18 protein-coding genes are annotated in these 15,625 nt (G+C 69.4%); 8 read left to right on the top strand and 10 right to left on the bottom strand.

The window, feature by feature from the left end; all coding sequences use genetic code 11:
- The first annotated feature begins 48 nt into the window (after positions 1-48).
- Complete coding sequence (locus ACIRPU_RS40780) at positions 49-855, top strand: hypothetical protein (RefSeq protein WP_403877178.1); 807 nt, start codon at positions 49-51, stop codon at positions 853-855.
- On the opposite strand, the gene ACIRPU_RS40775 is transcribed toward ACIRPU_RS40780, so the two are convergent.
- On the bottom strand, positions 771-1,115 hold the full coding sequence (locus ACIRPU_RS40775) for a protein kinase (protein ID WP_403877175.1): 345 nt from the start codon (positions 1,113-1,115) through the stop codon (positions 771-773). The two genes, ACIRPU_RS40780 and ACIRPU_RS40775, sit on opposite strands and share 85 nt — an antisense overlap.
- 343 nt (positions 1,116-1,458) lie before the next feature.
- Here ACIRPU_RS40775 and tcmP point away from each other — a divergent pair, with 343 nt between their 5' ends.
- Positions 1,459-2,622 carry a three-Cys-motif partner protein TcmP gene (gene tcmP / locus ACIRPU_RS40770; RefSeq protein ID WP_403877172.1) on the top strand — a complete coding sequence of 388 codons (1,164 nt, stop codon included), beginning with the start codon at positions 1,459-1,461 and terminating at the stop codon, positions 2,620-2,622.
- 6 nt (positions 2,623-2,628) lie between these two features.
- On the opposite strand, the gene ACIRPU_RS40765 is transcribed toward tcmP, so the two are convergent.
- The 5 genes from ACIRPU_RS40765 to ACIRPU_RS40745 form a co-directional block, all read right to left on the bottom strand.
- The gene (locus tag ACIRPU_RS40765) at positions 2,629-3,375 is read right to left on the bottom strand and encodes a DUF5131 family protein (RefSeq protein WP_403877169.1); all 747 of its coding nucleotides are present in this window, start codon (positions 3,373-3,375) and stop codon (positions 2,629-2,631) included.
- A gap of 233 nt (positions 3,376-3,608) precedes the next feature.
- Positions 3,609-4,415, bottom strand: a complete 807-nt coding sequence (locus tag ACIRPU_RS40760) for a DciA family protein (protein WP_403877166.1) — start codon at positions 4,413-4,415, stop codon at positions 3,609-3,611.
- Positions 4,412-6,661 (bottom strand): hypothetical protein, encoded by a 2,250-nt coding sequence (locus ACIRPU_RS40755; protein WP_403877163.1) that lies wholly within the window; start codon positions 6,659-6,661, stop codon positions 4,412-4,414. Before ACIRPU_RS40755 ends, ACIRPU_RS40760 begins: the two co-directional genes overlap by 4 nt.
- Positions 6,662-7,352: 691 nt before the next feature.
- Positions 7,353-7,622, bottom strand: coding sequence for a helix-turn-helix transcriptional regulator (locus tag ACIRPU_RS40750; RefSeq protein WP_403877161.1), 270 nt, complete (start codon positions 7,620-7,622; stop codon positions 7,353-7,355).
- Between the two features lie 320 nt (positions 7,623-7,942).
- Positions 7,943-8,644, bottom strand: a complete 702-nt coding sequence (locus ACIRPU_RS40745; protein ID WP_403877158.1) for a GIY-YIG nuclease family protein — start codon at positions 8,642-8,644, stop codon at positions 7,943-7,945.
- Between ACIRPU_RS40745 and ACIRPU_RS40740 the strand changes: the two genes are divergently transcribed.
- Together ACIRPU_RS40740 and ACIRPU_RS40735 are read left to right on the top strand one after the other, a co-directional pair.
- Complete coding sequence (locus tag ACIRPU_RS40740) at positions 8,558-9,205, top strand: HAD family hydrolase (RefSeq protein ID WP_403877155.1); 648 nt, start codon at positions 8,558-8,560, stop codon at positions 9,203-9,205. The genes ACIRPU_RS40745 and ACIRPU_RS40740 overlap by 87 nt on opposite strands.
- 4 nt (positions 9,206-9,209) lie before the next feature.
- Entirely contained in the window at positions 9,210-10,049 is an 840-nt protein-coding gene (locus tag ACIRPU_RS40735) for a DUF1932 domain-containing protein (RefSeq protein WP_403877152.1), read from the top strand.
- Between the two features lie 7 nt (positions 10,050-10,056).
- On the opposite strand, the gene ACIRPU_RS40730 is transcribed toward ACIRPU_RS40735, so the two are convergent.
- From ACIRPU_RS40730 to ACIRPU_RS40715, 4 genes are all read right to left on the bottom strand, one after another.
- Entirely contained in the window at positions 10,057-10,629 is a 573-nt protein-coding gene (locus ACIRPU_RS40730; RefSeq protein ID WP_403877149.1) for a guanylate kinase, read from the bottom strand.
- Positions 10,626-11,660 carry an AAA family ATPase gene (locus ACIRPU_RS40725; RefSeq protein ID WP_388717377.1) on the bottom strand — a complete coding sequence of 345 codons (1,035 nt, stop codon included), beginning with the start codon at positions 11,658-11,660 and terminating at the stop codon, positions 10,626-10,628. The genes ACIRPU_RS40730 and ACIRPU_RS40725 overlap by 4 nt, the downstream gene beginning before the upstream one ends.
- Positions 11,661-11,867: 207 nt before the next feature.
- A complete protein-coding gene (locus ACIRPU_RS40720; RefSeq protein ID WP_403877146.1) occupies positions 11,868-13,121 on the bottom strand; it encodes a helix-turn-helix domain-containing protein in 1,254 nt (417 codons plus the stop codon).
- Positions 13,118-13,411, bottom strand: a complete 294-nt coding sequence (locus tag ACIRPU_RS40715; protein ID WP_403877143.1) for a putative quinol monooxygenase — start codon at positions 13,409-13,411, stop codon at positions 13,118-13,120. Before ACIRPU_RS40715 ends, ACIRPU_RS40720 begins: the two co-directional genes overlap by 4 nt.
- A gap of 410 nt (positions 13,412-13,821) precedes the next feature.
- Here ACIRPU_RS40715 and ACIRPU_RS40710 point away from each other — a divergent pair, with 410 nt between their 5' ends.
- The 4 genes from ACIRPU_RS40710 to ACIRPU_RS40695 all read left to right on the top strand — a co-directional run bounded on the left by ACIRPU_RS40710 (position 13,822) and on the right by ACIRPU_RS40695 (position 15,517).
- On the top strand, positions 13,822-14,439 hold the full coding sequence (locus ACIRPU_RS40710) for a hypothetical protein (RefSeq protein WP_403877140.1): 618 nt from the start codon (positions 13,822-13,824) through the stop codon (positions 14,437-14,439).
- Positions 14,440-14,602: 163 nt separating this feature from the next.
- Positions 14,603-14,782 carry a hypothetical protein gene (locus tag ACIRPU_RS40705; RefSeq protein WP_403877138.1) on the top strand — a complete coding sequence of 60 codons (180 nt, stop codon included), beginning with the start codon at positions 14,603-14,605 and terminating at the stop codon, positions 14,780-14,782.
- Positions 14,783-14,864: 82 nt separating this feature from the next.
- Positions 14,865-15,050 carry a hypothetical protein gene (locus tag ACIRPU_RS40700; RefSeq protein ID WP_403877135.1) on the top strand — a complete coding sequence of 62 codons (186 nt, stop codon included), beginning with the start codon at positions 14,865-14,867 and terminating at the stop codon, positions 15,048-15,050.
- 161 nt (positions 15,051-15,211) lie between these two features.
- Positions 15,212-15,517, top strand: coding sequence for a WhiB family transcriptional regulator (locus tag ACIRPU_RS40695; RefSeq protein WP_403877132.1), 306 nt, complete (start codon positions 15,212-15,214; stop codon positions 15,515-15,517).
- Positions 15,518-15,625 lie beyond the last annotated feature (108 nt).

The raw sequence follows: 15,625 nt of genomic DNA, 5'->3' as shown, positions 1-15,625 counted from the left end.
GAGAAGGCCCGCGGCGCCGGATGGGCCACCCACCTGCTCAAGCGCACCGTGCAGATCTACGAGCAGCTCGACCTGCTCCTGCTGTACGGCCAGTTTCCCGTCGGCTCCGGCCTGGACCGCTTCTACCAGCAGCGCGGTTTCACGCCTCTCGCGCCGCAGGAGAAGCTGGATCTGGAGCCGCTCAGCCTGCCAGCCGTTCGGCATCGATCCCGGGCCCGGAGAGCAGCTCTTCGTCCGCTGGAAGCGCTGACCGGGCGGCAGCCCGCGCGCGGCCGGGACGGTGCCAGACCAACGAGACAGTCGGGGTGTGGGCGGTGGGCCAAGCGGGGGAAGCAGCGGTGTCGTCCGCGCGTCGGGTCTGTTGAACGCGGTATGCCGTCCTCACGTTCTCGCCGCCGCGCGCCGCGGCCACCAGTTGTCACCCGCTCTCACGCCCCGCTGACCGGCAAGTTCGCTGCCGACCCGACCGTGTGTCATCACGCCTACCAGGTCGCTGTCGACTTCGGTTTCGTGGCCGTCGACGCGATCGCCGACCTCCTCCCCCAGGAAGAGTCCCTCGCCTTGGCCAAGCGCATGGGGTTCTGCGACTGCGGCCGACTCGCCCTTGACGACACCGACCTCACCCGTAGCGCCCTGAGCGCCGTGGCAGCCGCCAACGTGACCGCCTGCCAGGGCCTGGTGCTCGCCGCGATCGACTACGCGCACCGCACCTTCGGATGCGCCGGGCTCAGCGCCCTGGTCCACGAGCTCACCGACGGCCAGCGGGCGACCTATAGGGCCTTGGGCAGGGGCAGTCTCCCGGCTTCCAGGGCGCCGCTGAGCGGTTTGCCGGGCAGAAGCTCCATCACCAGGTAGGCGCAGGGCTGCCCGTTGTGTGTCGTGGAGCCGAAGTCGTGGACGGTGACGATGTTCGGGTGGGCGAGGCCGCCGGCGACTGCGGCCTCGCGGGCGAACCGGGCCACCTGCCGGCTGCTGCCCGCGTCACCGGTGAGCACCTTGACCGCCACCATGCGGTCGATCTTGGGATCGTGTGCTGCCCAGACCTGTCCGAACCCGCCCGCACCGATCGCCTCGATCAGCCGGTAGCGCCCGTCCAGCACGGTCCCTTCCTGCACGACTCCCCCTTCCCGCACTCACCGCAACGCACGCTGTACCAGGCGTGTACCCGTCACGCTACGCCGGAGGAACCTTATGAGGCAGGGGAACTTGACTGGCAGTCACGCGGTACGACCCAGAGGGATCGGGCCCGGATGGACGCCGCCAGCTCGTTCGTCGGCAAGGTGCTTGGGCGCCGGGCTCCGCCGGCGTCGACCGACGACGCCCGACCCTGGCCGGCTCTGTGGTCCGCGTGCTCTGCGCCGCCGAGTCCACGGTCCATCCTGGCCTGTCGCCCTCTTTACGGTGCGTGACGCTTACCTCAATATCGGTTATCACAGTGGAAACCGGGGTGGGGGAGAAATGTCGACGGGTACCGACAAGGACTACTGGGCTTCACAGGCGCTGCCGAGCGTTCTCAAGCACAAACTGCTGGGTCAGTACATTCCCCGCTTCGGCGGGATGACCGGCTCGCGTGGTCGTCACCAGGTCGTGTACCTCGACGGCTATGCGGGCGAGGGGCGGTACGAGAGCGGCGACGCCGGCTCTGCGGAGATCGCGATGCAGGTGGCTGCTCATCACCTGGAGAAGAACGCGTTGTTATGGAACTGCTTCTTCGTGGAGCAGAAACCCGATTCCGTTGCCCGGCTGGACCAGGTCGCTGCCCACTACCGCGCCCTGGGCGTGGACGCGAGGGTGCATCACGGCGACGTGGACGGAGTTCTGGGCGAGGTTCTGCGGGTTGCCGAAGGGCTCCCGTTGTTCCTGTTCCTTGATCCGTGCGGCCTGGGGCTGCCGTTCGACCGGATCGTTCAGACGCTGAACCAGCGGCGCAGTACTCCGCGGCTCTGGCAGCCGACCGAGTTCTTGATGAACTTCAGCATGGACGCGGTACGGCGCCTGGGAGGCAATGCCCGCTCCGCCCGCGGTCTGGAACGCTCCTCCGAGCGCTTCGATGAGGCGTGCGGCGGCCGGTGGTGGCGTGAGTACTTCCGGCCGGACGAGCCGGCCGAAGCGGACGTGGACGAGATCGTGGCCGCCCAGTACGCCCAGCGGCTGAGGGAGAAGACCGGCATGTTCGTGCAGTCGGTGCCGGTCGCCAGAAAGCACGGGCAGAAGGCGGTGTACCACCTGGTCTTCGGCTCTCGCAGCGAACACGGCCTGTGGTTCTTCGGCGACGCTGTCGCCCGGGCTCGCGACGCATGGTGGGAGGGACTTGAGATCAAGGAGGAACGGGAAGACCCGAACACTCTCTTCTCCGCTACCTCGGTGGTCCGCCCGGACCCGCAGGAGGTCATCGACGCTGCCGTGCCCGCAATGGCCGACAACATGGAACGGATCCTGCACCAGCAGAAACGGCCCTTCAAACTGCTCAACCACACGTTGGACGTGTTCGGCGACTACTACGGACAGGTCACCGAACCCGCCGCGCGCAAAGCCGTCAAGCTGCTGCACAGCAGCGGCCGGACGGCCAGCACGGGCATCGGAGGGAAAACCCACGAACTCATCGTGCAGCCCCCTCGGTAAAAACCGTCAGGCGCCGGTAAACGCAGGCATCTGATCCCAGGTACGGCCTTGCAGGGTGCGGCCGCCGGCCTTAGGCGTGTGGCCGCCCCACTGCTTGAAGAAGAACGCGACACGCTCCTCCAGGCACAGATCACGGATCTGTGCCACCCAGGCTTCTTCCATCGGCCGATGCCGCGGGCCGGACTCACCGCCGGCGATCACCCAGTGGATGCCGTCCAGGTTCAGCCCCTCCAGCGGACCGAGCAGCGGCTCACAGGACAGGAACCGGACCGCAGCGGGCACCTGCCGCAGATCATCAACCCGGGGAAGTTCCTTCGCTGTCTCCACCGAGACACCCATCCAGAGGTTCCCCGGCCACACCAACTGGTCGGCGACCTGCCGCAGGCGCCTGGCCCGCTTGGTCAGCACCTGGTACGTATGCTGCGGCGTATCCGCCATGACCTCGAAGACCTGCCGTACGAAGTCCAGCGGCACCCGGGCATGGAACAGATCCGACATGGAGTTCACGAACACCGTCCGCGGGTTCTTCCACCCGTACGGAACATCCAGCGCATCGGGATGCACGGTCAGATCGAACCCCGGCCCCGACGTCCGCGGATCCCCGTCATTCTGATATTTCGCCGCCCCCATCGCCTTTAACCGCTTGGCCAACGTCAGCGCATAGCAGTTGTCGCACCCGGAGGAAACCCGGTCACATCCTGTCGTCGGATTCCACGTCGCCTCAGTCCACTCAATTGCGCTTCGATCGCTCATCAGTTACCTCCCCGCCGTCCAACCGCGCCCACCAGACGCGGGACGGCATGTTCAACGAACCAGAACGGGCGTTGACACCCGGCCATCCAACCACCCCGATACCGCCTGCCCATCGGCTATCTCCGACCTGCGGACACCACCCAGGAAGACCGTCGGTGGGCCGCGCGCACCACATATCGCATGGCCCACCCTGGCCATCGGGAACGCCCGCGTTCTTGGTAGCCCCGACGGCCTCACGCTGTACGCCCCAGCGGCTGCGCTTCGGCCTGCTGAGCGCGCTCGGCACGGGCGCGGCGAAGCGCGGCCGCGTGGGTAGCGGCGACTTCGCGGCGGCGCTGGACGCGGACGGCCTCGAGCGGGGCTGGCGCGTCGTCCGGGACGACGTCCGGCTCGGGAAACGCGCGGCGGCTCAGCTCCCGCATCGCGGCGGTCTGCCGCTCCACCGCTTCCGCGATGCCCTGATCCACCCGGCGCGGCGGCACGGCCTCCTGGTGCGCGGCGAGCGCGCGGCGGTAGCCCTCGCACGCCGTCTCCCTGGTCCTCGCCGGACCGGTGGGCGCGGCCGCGGCCGCCGGAACGACGTCGACCTGGTCGGGCACAGCTACAGAGCCGGGCGCCAGGATCCGCAGGGCGCGCACGACCGTACGGCCCGCCGACTTGTTGACGGCGTCGACGATGCGGGTCTGCTCCAGGCGCGCCTTCGTCGCCCAGGCCGTCGACTCCGGACACACGGTGAGCCGGCCGGAGTCGGCGTCGTAGCCGACGGCCGCGACGTGCCCGGCGAGCTCGGGGGCGATGGCCTCCCACCGAGCACGCAGCGAAGCGCCGGCGGCCGGGAGCTCCCAGGCCCGCTCGGTGACCAGCGCGCCGATCGCGGCTCCAAGTCCCATCGGCTCCCGCCCGTCCCGGCGCACCGTACGGACCATGCGCGGCTGCTTCTGCTTCGTCTTCTGGCCGCCGCCGTTCTTCCGGGCCTGCTCCATCGCGGCCCGCAGCGCGACCCGGGCCAGGTCGACGCCGGACACCTCGCCGCTGCTCATGCCTGCCCCCAGGTGGTGTAGCCGAGATCAAGGTGCCCGAGGCCGGACAGACGCTGCACGGTCGCGACGAACGACCGGGTGAACAGGCGCTGCGCCGACGTCTCGCCGTAGCGGTCGATGTGGTCGAACACGACCTGGTGGTCGCGGGCGGCGCGGGTGCGCCAGTCCAGGACCTGCTCGCGGGCCAGGTCCTCGAGGACCAGGTCCCGGTCGACGTCGTCGGCCTCCGGCTGCGCTGCGGGCGCGGCGGGGGCCGGACGCGGGGCGGGCGGCACGACCGGGGCCGGCGACGTGGCCGACTCCTCGATGGCGGGGTGCGCGGCCGCAGCTTCGGCACGAGCCTTGGCGGCCGCAGCCTGCCGAGCCCGGACCTGCTCCCAGCGGTGCTCGCGGGCCCACGCCTGGGCGGTCACGGTCTCGTGCAGCTGCCGCTCGGTCGCCATACGGCGCTCCGCCTCGGAGGCGTACGGCATCGCGGTCTCGACGGCGGCCGCCACCGCGTGGCGCTGGGCACGGCTGCTGGCCTGCCGGTCCTCGCAGCGCGGGCAGTCCCGGCCGGAGTCGAGCAGCATGCGGTCGTCGCACAGCGCGTCGCCGCACTCCTGCCGCTGGGGCAGCCCCTTGCCGATCAGCCAGCCCACCGGGTCCTTGATCGGACCGCCCAGCCGCAGCTGGTCCTCCAGGCGTCGGGCGAGCCGGTCAGCGAGGACCTGCGGGCCGTCGATCCGGCCGACGAAACCGCTCACCGTGGCCAGCTCGGCACGTGCGGCGGCCTCCACCAGGCGGCGGGCGGCCGGACGCTCCAGACGCGCCCACAGCAGCCGGACCGGCTCCACGATCACCCGCAGATTCTCCGGCGGCAGGACCCCCCTCCTCTGCTGCTGCCTGCCCTGACCCGCACCGTCCACGACCCGCACCGGGGCGCCGGCCACCGGCCCGCAGTTGCCGTTCTCGCTGATCGACGACGGGGACTTCTTCGGCTGTTCCCCGCGCAGCGGGCCGTCCTCGCCATCGACCAGGCGCAGCCCGTCGACAGCGTCAGCGTCCACGGCCCGGTCGTCGCGCTCGCACGCGCGGTCCGGCAGATCACCGGACCCACCACGGCCTTCGCCGGAAAACCCACCAGAGAGCGCGAGAGAAGAGACGTCAGTACCCACAGGAGAGTAATCAGTGTGAAGGGCTGCCGTAACGTCGGGCTCTGTCGCACGCGCCTCATCCGCCACCCGCACACCGCTGACCTGCGGCTCTGTGTCCGGCTCGGAGGGACCACTATCCCCTGCCGCAACGTCGGGCTCTGAAAAATCGGGGTTCGGGGCGGTCGCACGGTCCTCCCGTCGGATGTCAGCGGCACCGCGCTTGCCGTGCGCGGCGGCGACCGCCGGCACGATCAGCCGCGTGCGGTGCGCGAGCTTGGACGCCGTCCCCACCCGCACCCGCTGCACCAGGTCCCGGTCCTCCAGCCGCTCCAGGACCCGCTCACCCGTCGACGCCTTGCAGCCCAGCAGCCGGGCCACCGTCGCCGCCGCGCGGCCGCGCTTGGTGTCCACCGTGCCGCCGCACTGCCGCACCCGCCCGTTCTCCCGCGCCTCCAGGACCAGCAGGAGCAGCGCCAGCCGGTCCGTCGCCGCCGCGCGCCCGGTACGCGAGCCGAGCAGCCCGGCCGGGGTCACCTTCCCGTCCTTGTGAGCCCAGCCCGGCGCCATCACGGCCTCCAGCAGCCGCAGCAGCGTCGCGAACTCCTTCTTCTCCAGCGCCAGCGGATGCCCGACCACGCCGTACGCGTCCCACACCGGCAGCACCCGGCACTCCAGCCCGATGTCCTGGCCGAACTCGCCCTCCGCCGTGTCGATGGAGACCAGGCCGGACCGGCGCAGCGCCGGGACCACCTCCGAAGCGACGTACGACGCAGACAGACCCAGCCACCGACCCAGTTCGGGCGTACGGATCTCCACCACGCCCGTCTCGGACGGGGTCCGCGACGCCAGCACGATCACCGCCAGCCGGACCGCGTCCGACGCACCTTCCAGGCCGGGGGCATCCAGCAGCGCGCGCACCGCACCGCGAAACCGGGCCTGAGCATCCCGCCCCAGGGCCAGCGGGGGTGCCGGACCACGCTCCGGCACCGGGCCGGCCTGTGCCGGCACCGACCGCAGCCAATGCCGCGAGCGCCCGGCCGGAGCCCCGTCGACGGAGTTGTCGATGGACTCCCACAGGGGTGCGGCCGACGTCATTGCCAGGGCGCTCATCGAGCACCCCTAGCCGAGAGGAGGACACAGGGGTCCCCTTCGGGATAGATGTTCCGGACCGGGGTGCGTGTGACACTCCGACCCCAAGAATCTTCGTGATTAATGCCGTGAACAGGGCAAACAGGGTGTGCGTTTCCCGTCACGCGGGAAACAAGGGTGGCTCGAACCGGTGTGAAACGGTCACGGTCGAGCTGACAGGGGACACCGATCTCGTGCACTATGGCGGAGACACCAACCTTCATATGGATCGCCCCGACCGCGACCAGGCCCCTGCCAAGGGACCCGACCGTGACCGAGCGCTCTGTATGGACGGAGCCCCGAGCCCGACGGCCTGCCAAAGCCGCCGGAACCCGGGGTGACGCTGGTGGCTCAACAGAGGCCCCCTGCCAAAGGGGCTCCTGGAGAGCCGGGGTGGCCCGCTTGCCAAAGCGGACCGGGTGCCCGCCTGCCAAGGCGGGGTAATGCAGTGAGTGAGGTCCAGCTCGATGAGCTGGAGCCCAGAACCGGCGCCAAACCGGGGACTGGGCGGCCGACCTGGGTTGCGAAATCCCTGTCGGCGCGACGGGCCGCGCGGGGCCACGTGGATTGCGAGTCCACGTCTTGGCGCGCGCGGCCGATGACCTAGGTCATCCCGACCCCCTCGATACCGAAGGCGGCGTCGGCGAACCCGAAAACAGCCGGAAGCGTGAGGTCATCCTTCATTGGGCGCCCCCTCGACGGCGGCGTCCGGATGCTTCGCGGCCAGCTTCCGCAGGAGATGCGCGTACGCGCGGCGATTCCCACGGTGAGGCTGAGCGCGCCCAGCCTCCCACTGCGCGACCGCGAGACGCTTCACGCCAATGGCCTCAGCGACTTCAGTCTGGGTGAGGCCAGCGGCAAGCCGAAGCTGCTGCCGGACCTGGGGTGCAGGGAGGGTGCCCTCCTCCACCAGGGCGTCAATTCGCCTCAGCGGATCGGACATCGAAACCTCCACCGTAGGGAACCATTCCCGAAAACATACATGATCCCGACGATCTTCGGTAACGAGAACGAGCGTGTTGTCAAACGAGACACCGATCGGCCGCATCCGGCTCCCCTCCCCCCGCTGATGACGGTCCCGCTCCTGACGTGAGAACGCCCAGGTAGAACTCCTAGGTGCTCCTGAATCGGAGCAGATTTCGAGCGGCTGCACCAGCACTCTCCGCCCCGGAACCGCGTTGGTCCCGCCCGACGGGAAGCCGGTTCGAGAACCGTCCCGCCACACGGGAAACAGCGCTCGAACGCCAGTCAGCGGGGCGAAGGTCAGCTGTCGCACAGGCACCGTCCAGCTTCCTTCCAGGTCGGGCACTCCTGCTCCACCCGCTCGTACACCCGCGGCGGCACATCCGGCATCCACACAGACCACTCCTCAAGGGAGGCGTAGTTGGGGTTCAGACCGTGCACCGGCTGGCGGTGTCCTGTGCGTTCGCCTTCTTCTACCTGCGCGACTTTCACGAACGGACTTACGATCGCCACTGGATCCGGCCCAAGGTCAAACCACTCGCCGTGACGGCGCTTGTCGGCGAATCGGCGGTGAAGTTCGGCCTCAACGATGGCGCCGCCCTCGAAGAGTGCGAGCAGCTGTAGGGGCACAGGGGAACCCGTCTGGAGGTGACGGAGACGCCGTTCCGGGTTGTCGGTCCAACCGATCTTCACCAACGGCGAGTTGGGAGAACCGATCAGGTATACGCGGTCGTTAGCCAACTGGCCCCCTCGATCGGCGGGCACGGACGCGGGGAGTGTGGCATGGGACTTGACTCGGTGTCTGGTGACATCCGCCGGTGACATCCGGATGTCACCGGCGGATGTCACCCCCTCCAGGGCCGTGACACGTGGCACCCCGCGAGAGGGCATCGCGCTGTCGATAGGCTCGATGACGTGCAGCGACTGGCCCTCTTTGACCTGGATGGCACACTGGTTGACCGGCAGGCCGCCTTCAGTGACGCCGTGACTGGCCTGTGCCACACACACTCCTTCACCCCGGATATCGAGCACTGGCTGCTCACCGAGCTGGCCGACCGCGCCAACGCCGCTGACTTCACCCGGCTGCACGACACCTTCGACCTGGCGGTGCCCGGAGCCCAGCTGTGGCAGGAGTACGTCGGCCTCATGGCGGCCGCCGTCACCTGCCGACCGGAGGTCCTCGAGGACCTGGCGCGCCTGCGGGCGGCCGCGTGGACGATCGGAATTGTCACGAACGGTGCCAGCGACATCCAACGCGCCAAGCTCAGCGCGACCGGCCTTGCCGACCTGGTCGACGGCGTCGCAGTCTCCGGTGACCTGGAGATCCGTAAGCCGGACCTGCGCCTCTTCGAACTCGCGGCCTCCCGCTGCGGCGTGCGCCTCGCGGACGGCGGCTGGATGATCGGCGACAACCCGGCCGGGGACATCGGCGGCGGGCACCAGGCCAGCCTGCGCACCATCTGGCTGCGCGGCCGCCCATGGCCGGACGACCTTCGCGCCGCACACCACATCGTCGACGACGTCAGCGACGCCATCGCCATCCTGCTCAACGAGACGGAGTAGCACCGTGGACCAGCCGACCGTCGGCATCCTCCACCCCGGCAGCATGGGCGCCGCCGTCGCCGCCTGCGCCGCGGCGAACGCGTCCGCGGTCCTGTGGTGCGAGGCCGGGCGCAGTCCCGCATCCGCAGCGCGCGCCGCCCAGTTCGGCCTGACGCCCATGGCCACGCTGGCGGAACTGCTGGACAGCAGCGACATCGTCATCAGCCTCTGCCCGCCAGCCGCAGCCGAGGACCTCGCCCGCGACGTCGCCGGCCACCACTTCGCCGGGGTGTACCTGGAGGCGAACGCCATCAACCCTGAGCGGGCGGTTCGGATCACCGAGCTGCTCGAACCAGCCGCGACCGTCATGGACGGCGGCGTCGTCGGCTCCCCGCCGGTACACGGCAAGACCCCGGTGCTGTACCTGTCTGGTCCGGCCGCCGCGACCGCGCGGATCGAGGCGCTCTTCGCAGGCACCGCCGTGAAGACAAGGACGCTGGGAACGGAGATCGGGAAGGCCTCCGCGCTGAAACTGTCGTACGCCAGCTTCCAGAAGACGTCGCGCGTGCTGGTAGCCCTCGCGGTCGGCATGGCGCGCGAGCACGGCGTCGACCAAGAGCTCATCGAGGTCGCATCCCGGCGCACCGACTCGTACCTGTCCGAGCCGCAATACGTCGCCAAGACCGCAGCTCGGGCCTGGCGGTGGGGTCCTGAACTGGAGGAAGCCGCCGACGCGCTCGAGGCCGCCGGCCTTCCACCAGAGATGCTGCGCGCGGCCGCGTCCACGCTGGCACGGTGGAACGACGTCAAGGACGACCACGAGCTCACGCTCACCGACGCCCTGGACCGGCTCGCCCAGCCGTAGCCTGCGTTCATGCCGTTGCTGCTCCCGCCCGCTGCGCCAGCAGCTGGTCGACGAGCCCCGCCGCGTCCTGCGGAGACGTCGCCGTGGTGTCCACGGCCAGGTCCCAGGTCGTGCCCGGGTGCAGGTCCAGGTCCTCGCGGGTCGCATCCCACGCCGCCAGGCGCGCCGCAGTGTCGCTGTCACCGCGCCCGGCAGACCGCTGCGCAGTCACCTCGCGCGGGCACCACAGCAGCACCACCGACCAGTCGGCCGCGTAGCCGTCGACCAGGGCGCGGATGCCGTCAATCTGCCCGAGATGCACGACCGGCACCCCGGCCGCGAACGCGGCGTCCAGGCCCGGCCGGTCGAGGACGTACGTGTTGCCGTACCGGCTGTTCATGTAGACGACATCGCCGGCGGCCATCAGCTCCCGCAACTGTGCGGTCGTGCCCATCCGGTAGCCCACGCTCCTGCCAGAACCGATCTTCAGCCGCGCGAACTGGCCGTACCGGGGATGGAGTGCCGCCAGGGCCCGGGTGATCGTGTCCTTCCCGGCCGCTGGCGGTCCGTACAGGATGACGCCCAGCTTCTTACGGCTCATCCGTGCACCGCCCTGAGGGCGTGGCGAGCCTGGTCGGCCAGCGAAATCGCTGTGCCCAGCCTGTTGTCGACGACCAGGTGCGGCACGACCGGGCGGAGCTCCAGGTTGACGGTCGCCATGTACTCATCCCAGCGCTGGAGCTTCCAGGCATCGCGCGCCGCCGATCGGAAGCCGATGTACTCCCGCATGGATTCCGCATCGCACTGCACCCAGACCGGCGATACGTCCACGCCCAGGGCGCTGCACTTGTTGATCAGCCGGTTCATCCACGCCTCGGAGGTCATCTCTCCGATGAACGGCGCAGTCAGCACCGTGCTGATCCCGCAGTTGATGTTGGCGTAGGCAGCCTGCATCAGGCAGTCGTACTCCACCGGCCGCACGTGCTCGCGATACAGATCGGTATGACGGTCGTTCGCGTCGCCTCCGAGTGCGACCAGCAGCTGCTCCACGAGCGGCCGGGTCAGCGGGTCCTTGTCCAGCAGTGGCCAGCCGGTGAGCTGCGTAAGGAAGCGCGCGAACTCCGTCTTCCCGCTGCCGGCGAACCCACCGACCAGCACCACCGACGGGCGGTGCGGGTCGCCACCGGTGTGACGGCGCTTCCAGGCATCCAGGATCCGCTGCTGCAGCCCGAGAGGATCCGACTCAACAGTGCCCGCCCCGATCTGCAGCAAGGCGCGCTCCACGGCCAGGACGTGCGAGCCGTTGCGCTGGTCGTTCATCGGAGTCAGCTTGAACTGGGTGTCCTCGCCCGGCAGAGCGTTGCGGAACCCGAGCTCGGGGTCAGTGGCCCGATACAGCAGACAGTACGCCCGGCGATAGTGCGGTCCCGGGTAGACCTCACCCTGCTCGTGCTGCCACAGAGTCTGCGGATTCGCCGCTGGGATCCCCTTGAGTTTGGCCTCCTCAGCAAGCGCCCGTAGCCGCTCGCCGGCCTGCTCAAGAGTCAGCCCGTGAGCCTCCCGCTGCTCCCGCAGCCGCTCGGGCCTCCACCCCAGATGCTTCCCCACGCCGCTTGCCTCCGTAGTCGCCATGGTCCCGGACCCTACGGCCGGAGACCGAAATCCCGTGTGTACGCGGATGTTGAAAACGTGTGAACGAGCCCGTGCACAGGCTTCGACAAGCGGCTGTGATTCTGCGCCGCCGCTAAGGCCGGTGTGATGGCCCCCACACCAACAAGTGGTTGGAGGGGGAGACCAGTGCTTATCGATCGCCAGGGGTCAGGTTGGCGCAGCGTCGGGCTAGTCAAGTGCATCAGCCCGTTCGGCGAGCTCCAGCAAGTCACGCGATGCGTTTACTCCGGCGACCAGCACCAGCTCGCGGATGGCCGCCCGAGCCGCCTGGTGCGTCTGGATCGTTTCCGGCGCGATGGCCTCAGCGCGCAGCAGGCAGTCGAGAGCTTCGCCCCCGTGTCGCCTCTGCGCGTGAGCTCGCCCCAGGTCCATCAGCAGCCGCCCCTGTCGTTCGGGCGACAGACTCTCAGCGTCTATGGCGAGGCCGATATCGAGGGCCTCACCGGCGTCACCGAGGTCAACAGCAGTGCTGACGGCCTGGATCTCCACGTTGACCGGCCCGAACTCCAGGTTGAAGTCGTTCCGGTTCTCACCAAGCTGTGCCGCGATAGCGCGGGCCTTGGCGATCTCCTCCTTGGCTTCGGCTCGAGCGCAGGCGCGCGCGTGAACGAGGGCAAGCGCCAAATGGAGGGAGCCCAGGACGGACAGAGCCTGCGGCGATCGGCCCTCCTGCTCCTCCAAGGCGTCGATGGCGGTCTGAGCCGCGTGTTCGGCCTGACCGAGGCTGCGCAGCCGTACGAACGCCTGGGTCATCCGGAAGACGCCGGCGCAGACGTGCAGCGGATCACCGGACCGTTCGGCGGCGAAGACCGCCCGATCTGCGGCGACCCATGCAGCGTCGGCTTCGTCCTGCCGAACGAACGCCGCCGAAAGGGCCTGGTAGGCCCGGGAGAGCAGCAGGAACAGTTCCGATCGAGTCTCGGCAGGCGCCGTGCGGGCGGTCCTTTCAAGCTCGGGGAGCAGCTCCACAGCCAGGACGCTGACCTGCGCCATTCGCGCCGCGTGCGTCAGCTCCCAGAGGTCGTCAACGTCTTTGCGCAGCGCCTCGACGGATCTTGCGCCCTCGGGGCTGGCACCGGCCAGCAAGGTGTGAAGTGCCGGGTGACCGGAGATCAGTCTCCGCGTCTCGTCCAGGTCGTTGGACAGCGACAGCGGAGCGGGGTGCTGTGATGGTCCGCTTCCCTCAGCGACGCTTGGGCGCAACTGCTGTACAGACACGCCCAGTTCATCGGCGATCTGTTGCAACAGGTCCATGCGCTGGACGGGCTGGATACCCCGCTCGACTTGAGACATCCAGCTGCTCGTCTTTCCGAGAGCAGCCGCGAACTCGGCCTGGGTGCGCCGTTGCTCCTTCCGGAGCTTCTGGACGCGCTGGCCAAAGACTCGATCCTGTGGATCGACGTCCTTGCCCGTCGGCTTCATGGCCCCTCCGTTCCGGGGCGCTTGCTGAGCTGCTCCAACTCGTTCAGGAACACCACGTCAGTGCCGGTAAGGAACTGCTCGCGCGTCTTCAGGAAGTGCCGCGTATGGGCCTGCTCCTCATGGGCCTGGAAGGCCGCACGATCGGCGTAGAGCTCGTAGAAGACGCGCACGAGCGGCTCGTCTACGGGCGTGTGCGCCACGTAGACGAGGGTGCCGGGTTCCGTACGGATTCCTTCTGCGGTCCTGGCCACCAGGGCGTCGAACTGCTGGGCAGCCTCGGTGTCTCGCAAGGAGAACCGCACTGTCAGTGCAAATCCGGTGGACACAGGGCCCCCTCCATCTTCATGTCGCGTAGGCATGGACACATTCTCACATCTAAAGCTCTAGTGCTAGGTAGCACTTATACTGTTGACTCGCACTAAGAGTGCTACTACCGTTCAGGGTGTTGGCCCCCCACCGCAAGGGATGGGCGACCAGCAAATGCACTAGCACCACCGCAAGACCGCAGGAGGTCGTCCGCCTCGTAAGAGGGGGCCGGGATGTGGCACCACCAAACTCCCGGGTTCTCGACTCCCTGCATGTACGTCGCAGCGCTGATGCGCTGTCCGTCCTCCAGGACGCCGGGCTTCCCGTGCGCCTGGCGGGCGGAGAGAGCACCGCGACGCAGCCCGAACCCCCTCCGCACGCAAGGAGATTCCGCATGACCATCACGTCCGCGATGCCCAAGGCCAAAGAGCGGAAGACCCGGACCCGTACGAAGCGGGTCAGCAGCCTCCCCGCCATCAAGCTCTCCCAGCTCCCCCCGTCGCACATCGACCTCCGGCAGCCCCTCAAGGCCGTCCTGGTCTGCGAGGACTGCAAGACCTGGTGCCCGATCACCGGCATGCGAGACAAGGTTCAGAAGCTGGTCCCCCACCACAAAGGTGAGGCCGGTGTCGCCGATGCGGTCCGCTGCCGGGGCAGCAACCGCCGCGTCGAGTTCGACATGACGATCCCTGAGTGGCACCAGGCCCTGACCGACGCTGTCAAGGAAGCCTCCAGCCGTCAGGCCACCACGGTGCTGCCCAAGGCGTTCAGCCCGCAGACCGACCGGACCCTGCAGGCTCGCGCGGAGCGCACGCCCGCCGGGCGCCTGGCCGACTGGGACGCGGTGCTGCGCCACGTGGCAGACACCGACAAGAACCGCCGGGCGGTGCCCGCCGGCGACGCTCCCACGGAGGGCCCCGCGGTCCCGCTGGCACCGCGGGACGTGGAGGCGTACGACCGGCGCCAGGCCGAACTGGGCAAGCAGCACGCAAGGAAGGCTCAGGCCGTCTGACCCGCACACCGAGACGATCGACCACGGCCCTGGCCGCCCCGCATCCAAGGGGGCGGCCGGGGCCGTGGCTGCTCGTACGACCAGCCAAAACGACGACAGCCCCGGTGACTTGAGACCCCCGGGGCTGTCCAGGACCTATGTGGAGGACCTGATGCACAACAGCATGACACGCTCTGGAAGCCAGGCGGGTGCCGCCCGTCCGGGAGTGGCGCGGGAGGACGACCCGCTGTTCGATGCGGATCACTCGCGCTGCTCGGGTCCCCTGCGCCGCGCGTCGATCACGGTCGCCGATGTCGAGGAGATCGCACGCCGGGCCGACGCGGCGGCGGGGGTGAGGGCGTGATCACCAGCCTGACCGACGCCGAACGCGAGGCGCTCTCGCAGAAGAACCGGGAGCAGAACCAGCGGTCGGAGGCCAACCGCCGATGAGCGCTCGCCCGACCGACGACCTGTTCGTCCGCTACATGAAGGCGTTCGAGGACTCCACCGAGCACACCGGCGCCTGTCCGGCCTGCCAGGGCGAGACGCCGTGTGCGGAGGGGATGCCGATCCACGAGCGGTTTGCCCGCCTTCAGGACGCCTACACCGCGCGCCAGAAGCAGCAGCGCTGACCCCGGCATTGCCCGGCGGCCCCGCCCTCACCCCGGGCGGGGCCGGCGGAGAGCGTCGGGAGCCCACCCCGCTCCGGCCGTCCGGCCGTCGTAGACACGCAACAGCCCCAGGGTGGCCGCCCCGGGGCTGTCTCTTGCACTGGACCTTTTGGGAGGCCCGAATGAAGCGAGTTTCCGTCGCCATCGTACGCAACCACGCCTACGCGCCCGTCGCCACCGACGCACCGGTCCGGCCCCGCGCCGCCTGTGCCGATGAGGACTCCGAGCTGTTCTTCCCCATCGGCAACACCGGCCCGGCGCTGCTCCAGATCGAGGAGGCCAAGGCTGTCTGCCGTCGCTGCCCGCTGATGGAGAGCTGCCTCGAGGGCGCGCTGGAGCGGAACGAGCTGGGCGTGTGGGGCGGCACCGATGAGGCCGACCGCCGCCGCATCAAGCGCCGCGCCGCTCGCCGCCGCACTGCTGCCTGATCCGTTCTGGCGGCTGCCTGATCCGCTCGCACCGACCGCTGCGCCACGGCGGCCGGGACGGGCGGTGACGGGGAGCCGGACAGCCCGGACCGACAGCCCAGGGAGGCC

This window comes from Streptomyces sp. NPDC102259, assembly GCF_044766465.1.
Taxonomy (GTDB): domain Bacteria; phylum Actinomycetota; class Actinomycetes; order Streptomycetales; family Streptomycetaceae; genus Streptomyces.
This window is presented reverse-complemented; position numbering and strand designations above follow the sequence as displayed.

Coding starts and splice junctions, on each gene's coding strand:
- tcmP (WP_403877172.1), top strand. CDS start 1,459: ATGTCGACGGGTACCGACAAGGACTACTGGGCTTCACAGGCGCTGCCG.
- ACIRPU_RS40765 (WP_403877169.1), bottom strand. CDS start 3,375: ATGAGCGATCGAAGCGCAATTGAGTGGACTGAGGCGACGTGGAATCCG.
- ACIRPU_RS40760 (WP_403877166.1), bottom strand. CDS start 4,415: ATGAGCAGCGGCGAGGTGTCCGGCGTCGACCTGGCCCGGGTCGCGCTG.
- ACIRPU_RS40755 (WP_403877163.1), bottom strand. CDS start 6,661: ATGAGCGCCCTGGCAATGACGTCGGCCGCACCCCTGTGGGAGTCCATC.
- ACIRPU_RS40750 (WP_403877161.1), bottom strand. CDS start 7,622: ATGTCCGATCCGCTGAGGCGAATTGACGCCCTGGTGGAGGAGGGCACC.
- ACIRPU_RS40730 (WP_403877149.1), bottom strand. CDS start 10,629: ATGAGCCGTAAGAAGCTGGGCGTCATCCTGTACGGACCGCCAGCGGCC.
- ACIRPU_RS40725 (WP_388717377.1), bottom strand. CDS start 11,660: ATGGCGACTACGGAGGCAAGCGGCGTGGGGAAGCATCTGGGGTGGAGG.
- ACIRPU_RS40720 (WP_403877146.1), bottom strand. CDS start 13,121: ATGAAGCCGACGGGCAAGGACGTCGATCCACAGGATCGAGTCTTTGGC.
- ACIRPU_RS40710 (WP_403877140.1), top strand. CDS start 13,822: ATGACCATCACGTCCGCGATGCCCAAGGCCAAAGAGCGGAAGACCCGG.
- ACIRPU_RS40705 (WP_403877138.1), top strand. CDS start 14,603: ATGACACGCTCTGGAAGCCAGGCGGGTGCCGCCCGTCCGGGAGTGGCG.
- ACIRPU_RS40700 (WP_403877135.1), top strand. CDS start 14,865: ATGAGCGCTCGCCCGACCGACGACCTGTTCGTCCGCTACATGAAGGCG.
- ACIRPU_RS40695 (WP_403877132.1), top strand. CDS start 15,212: ATGAAGCGAGTTTCCGTCGCCATCGTACGCAACCACGCCTACGCGCCC.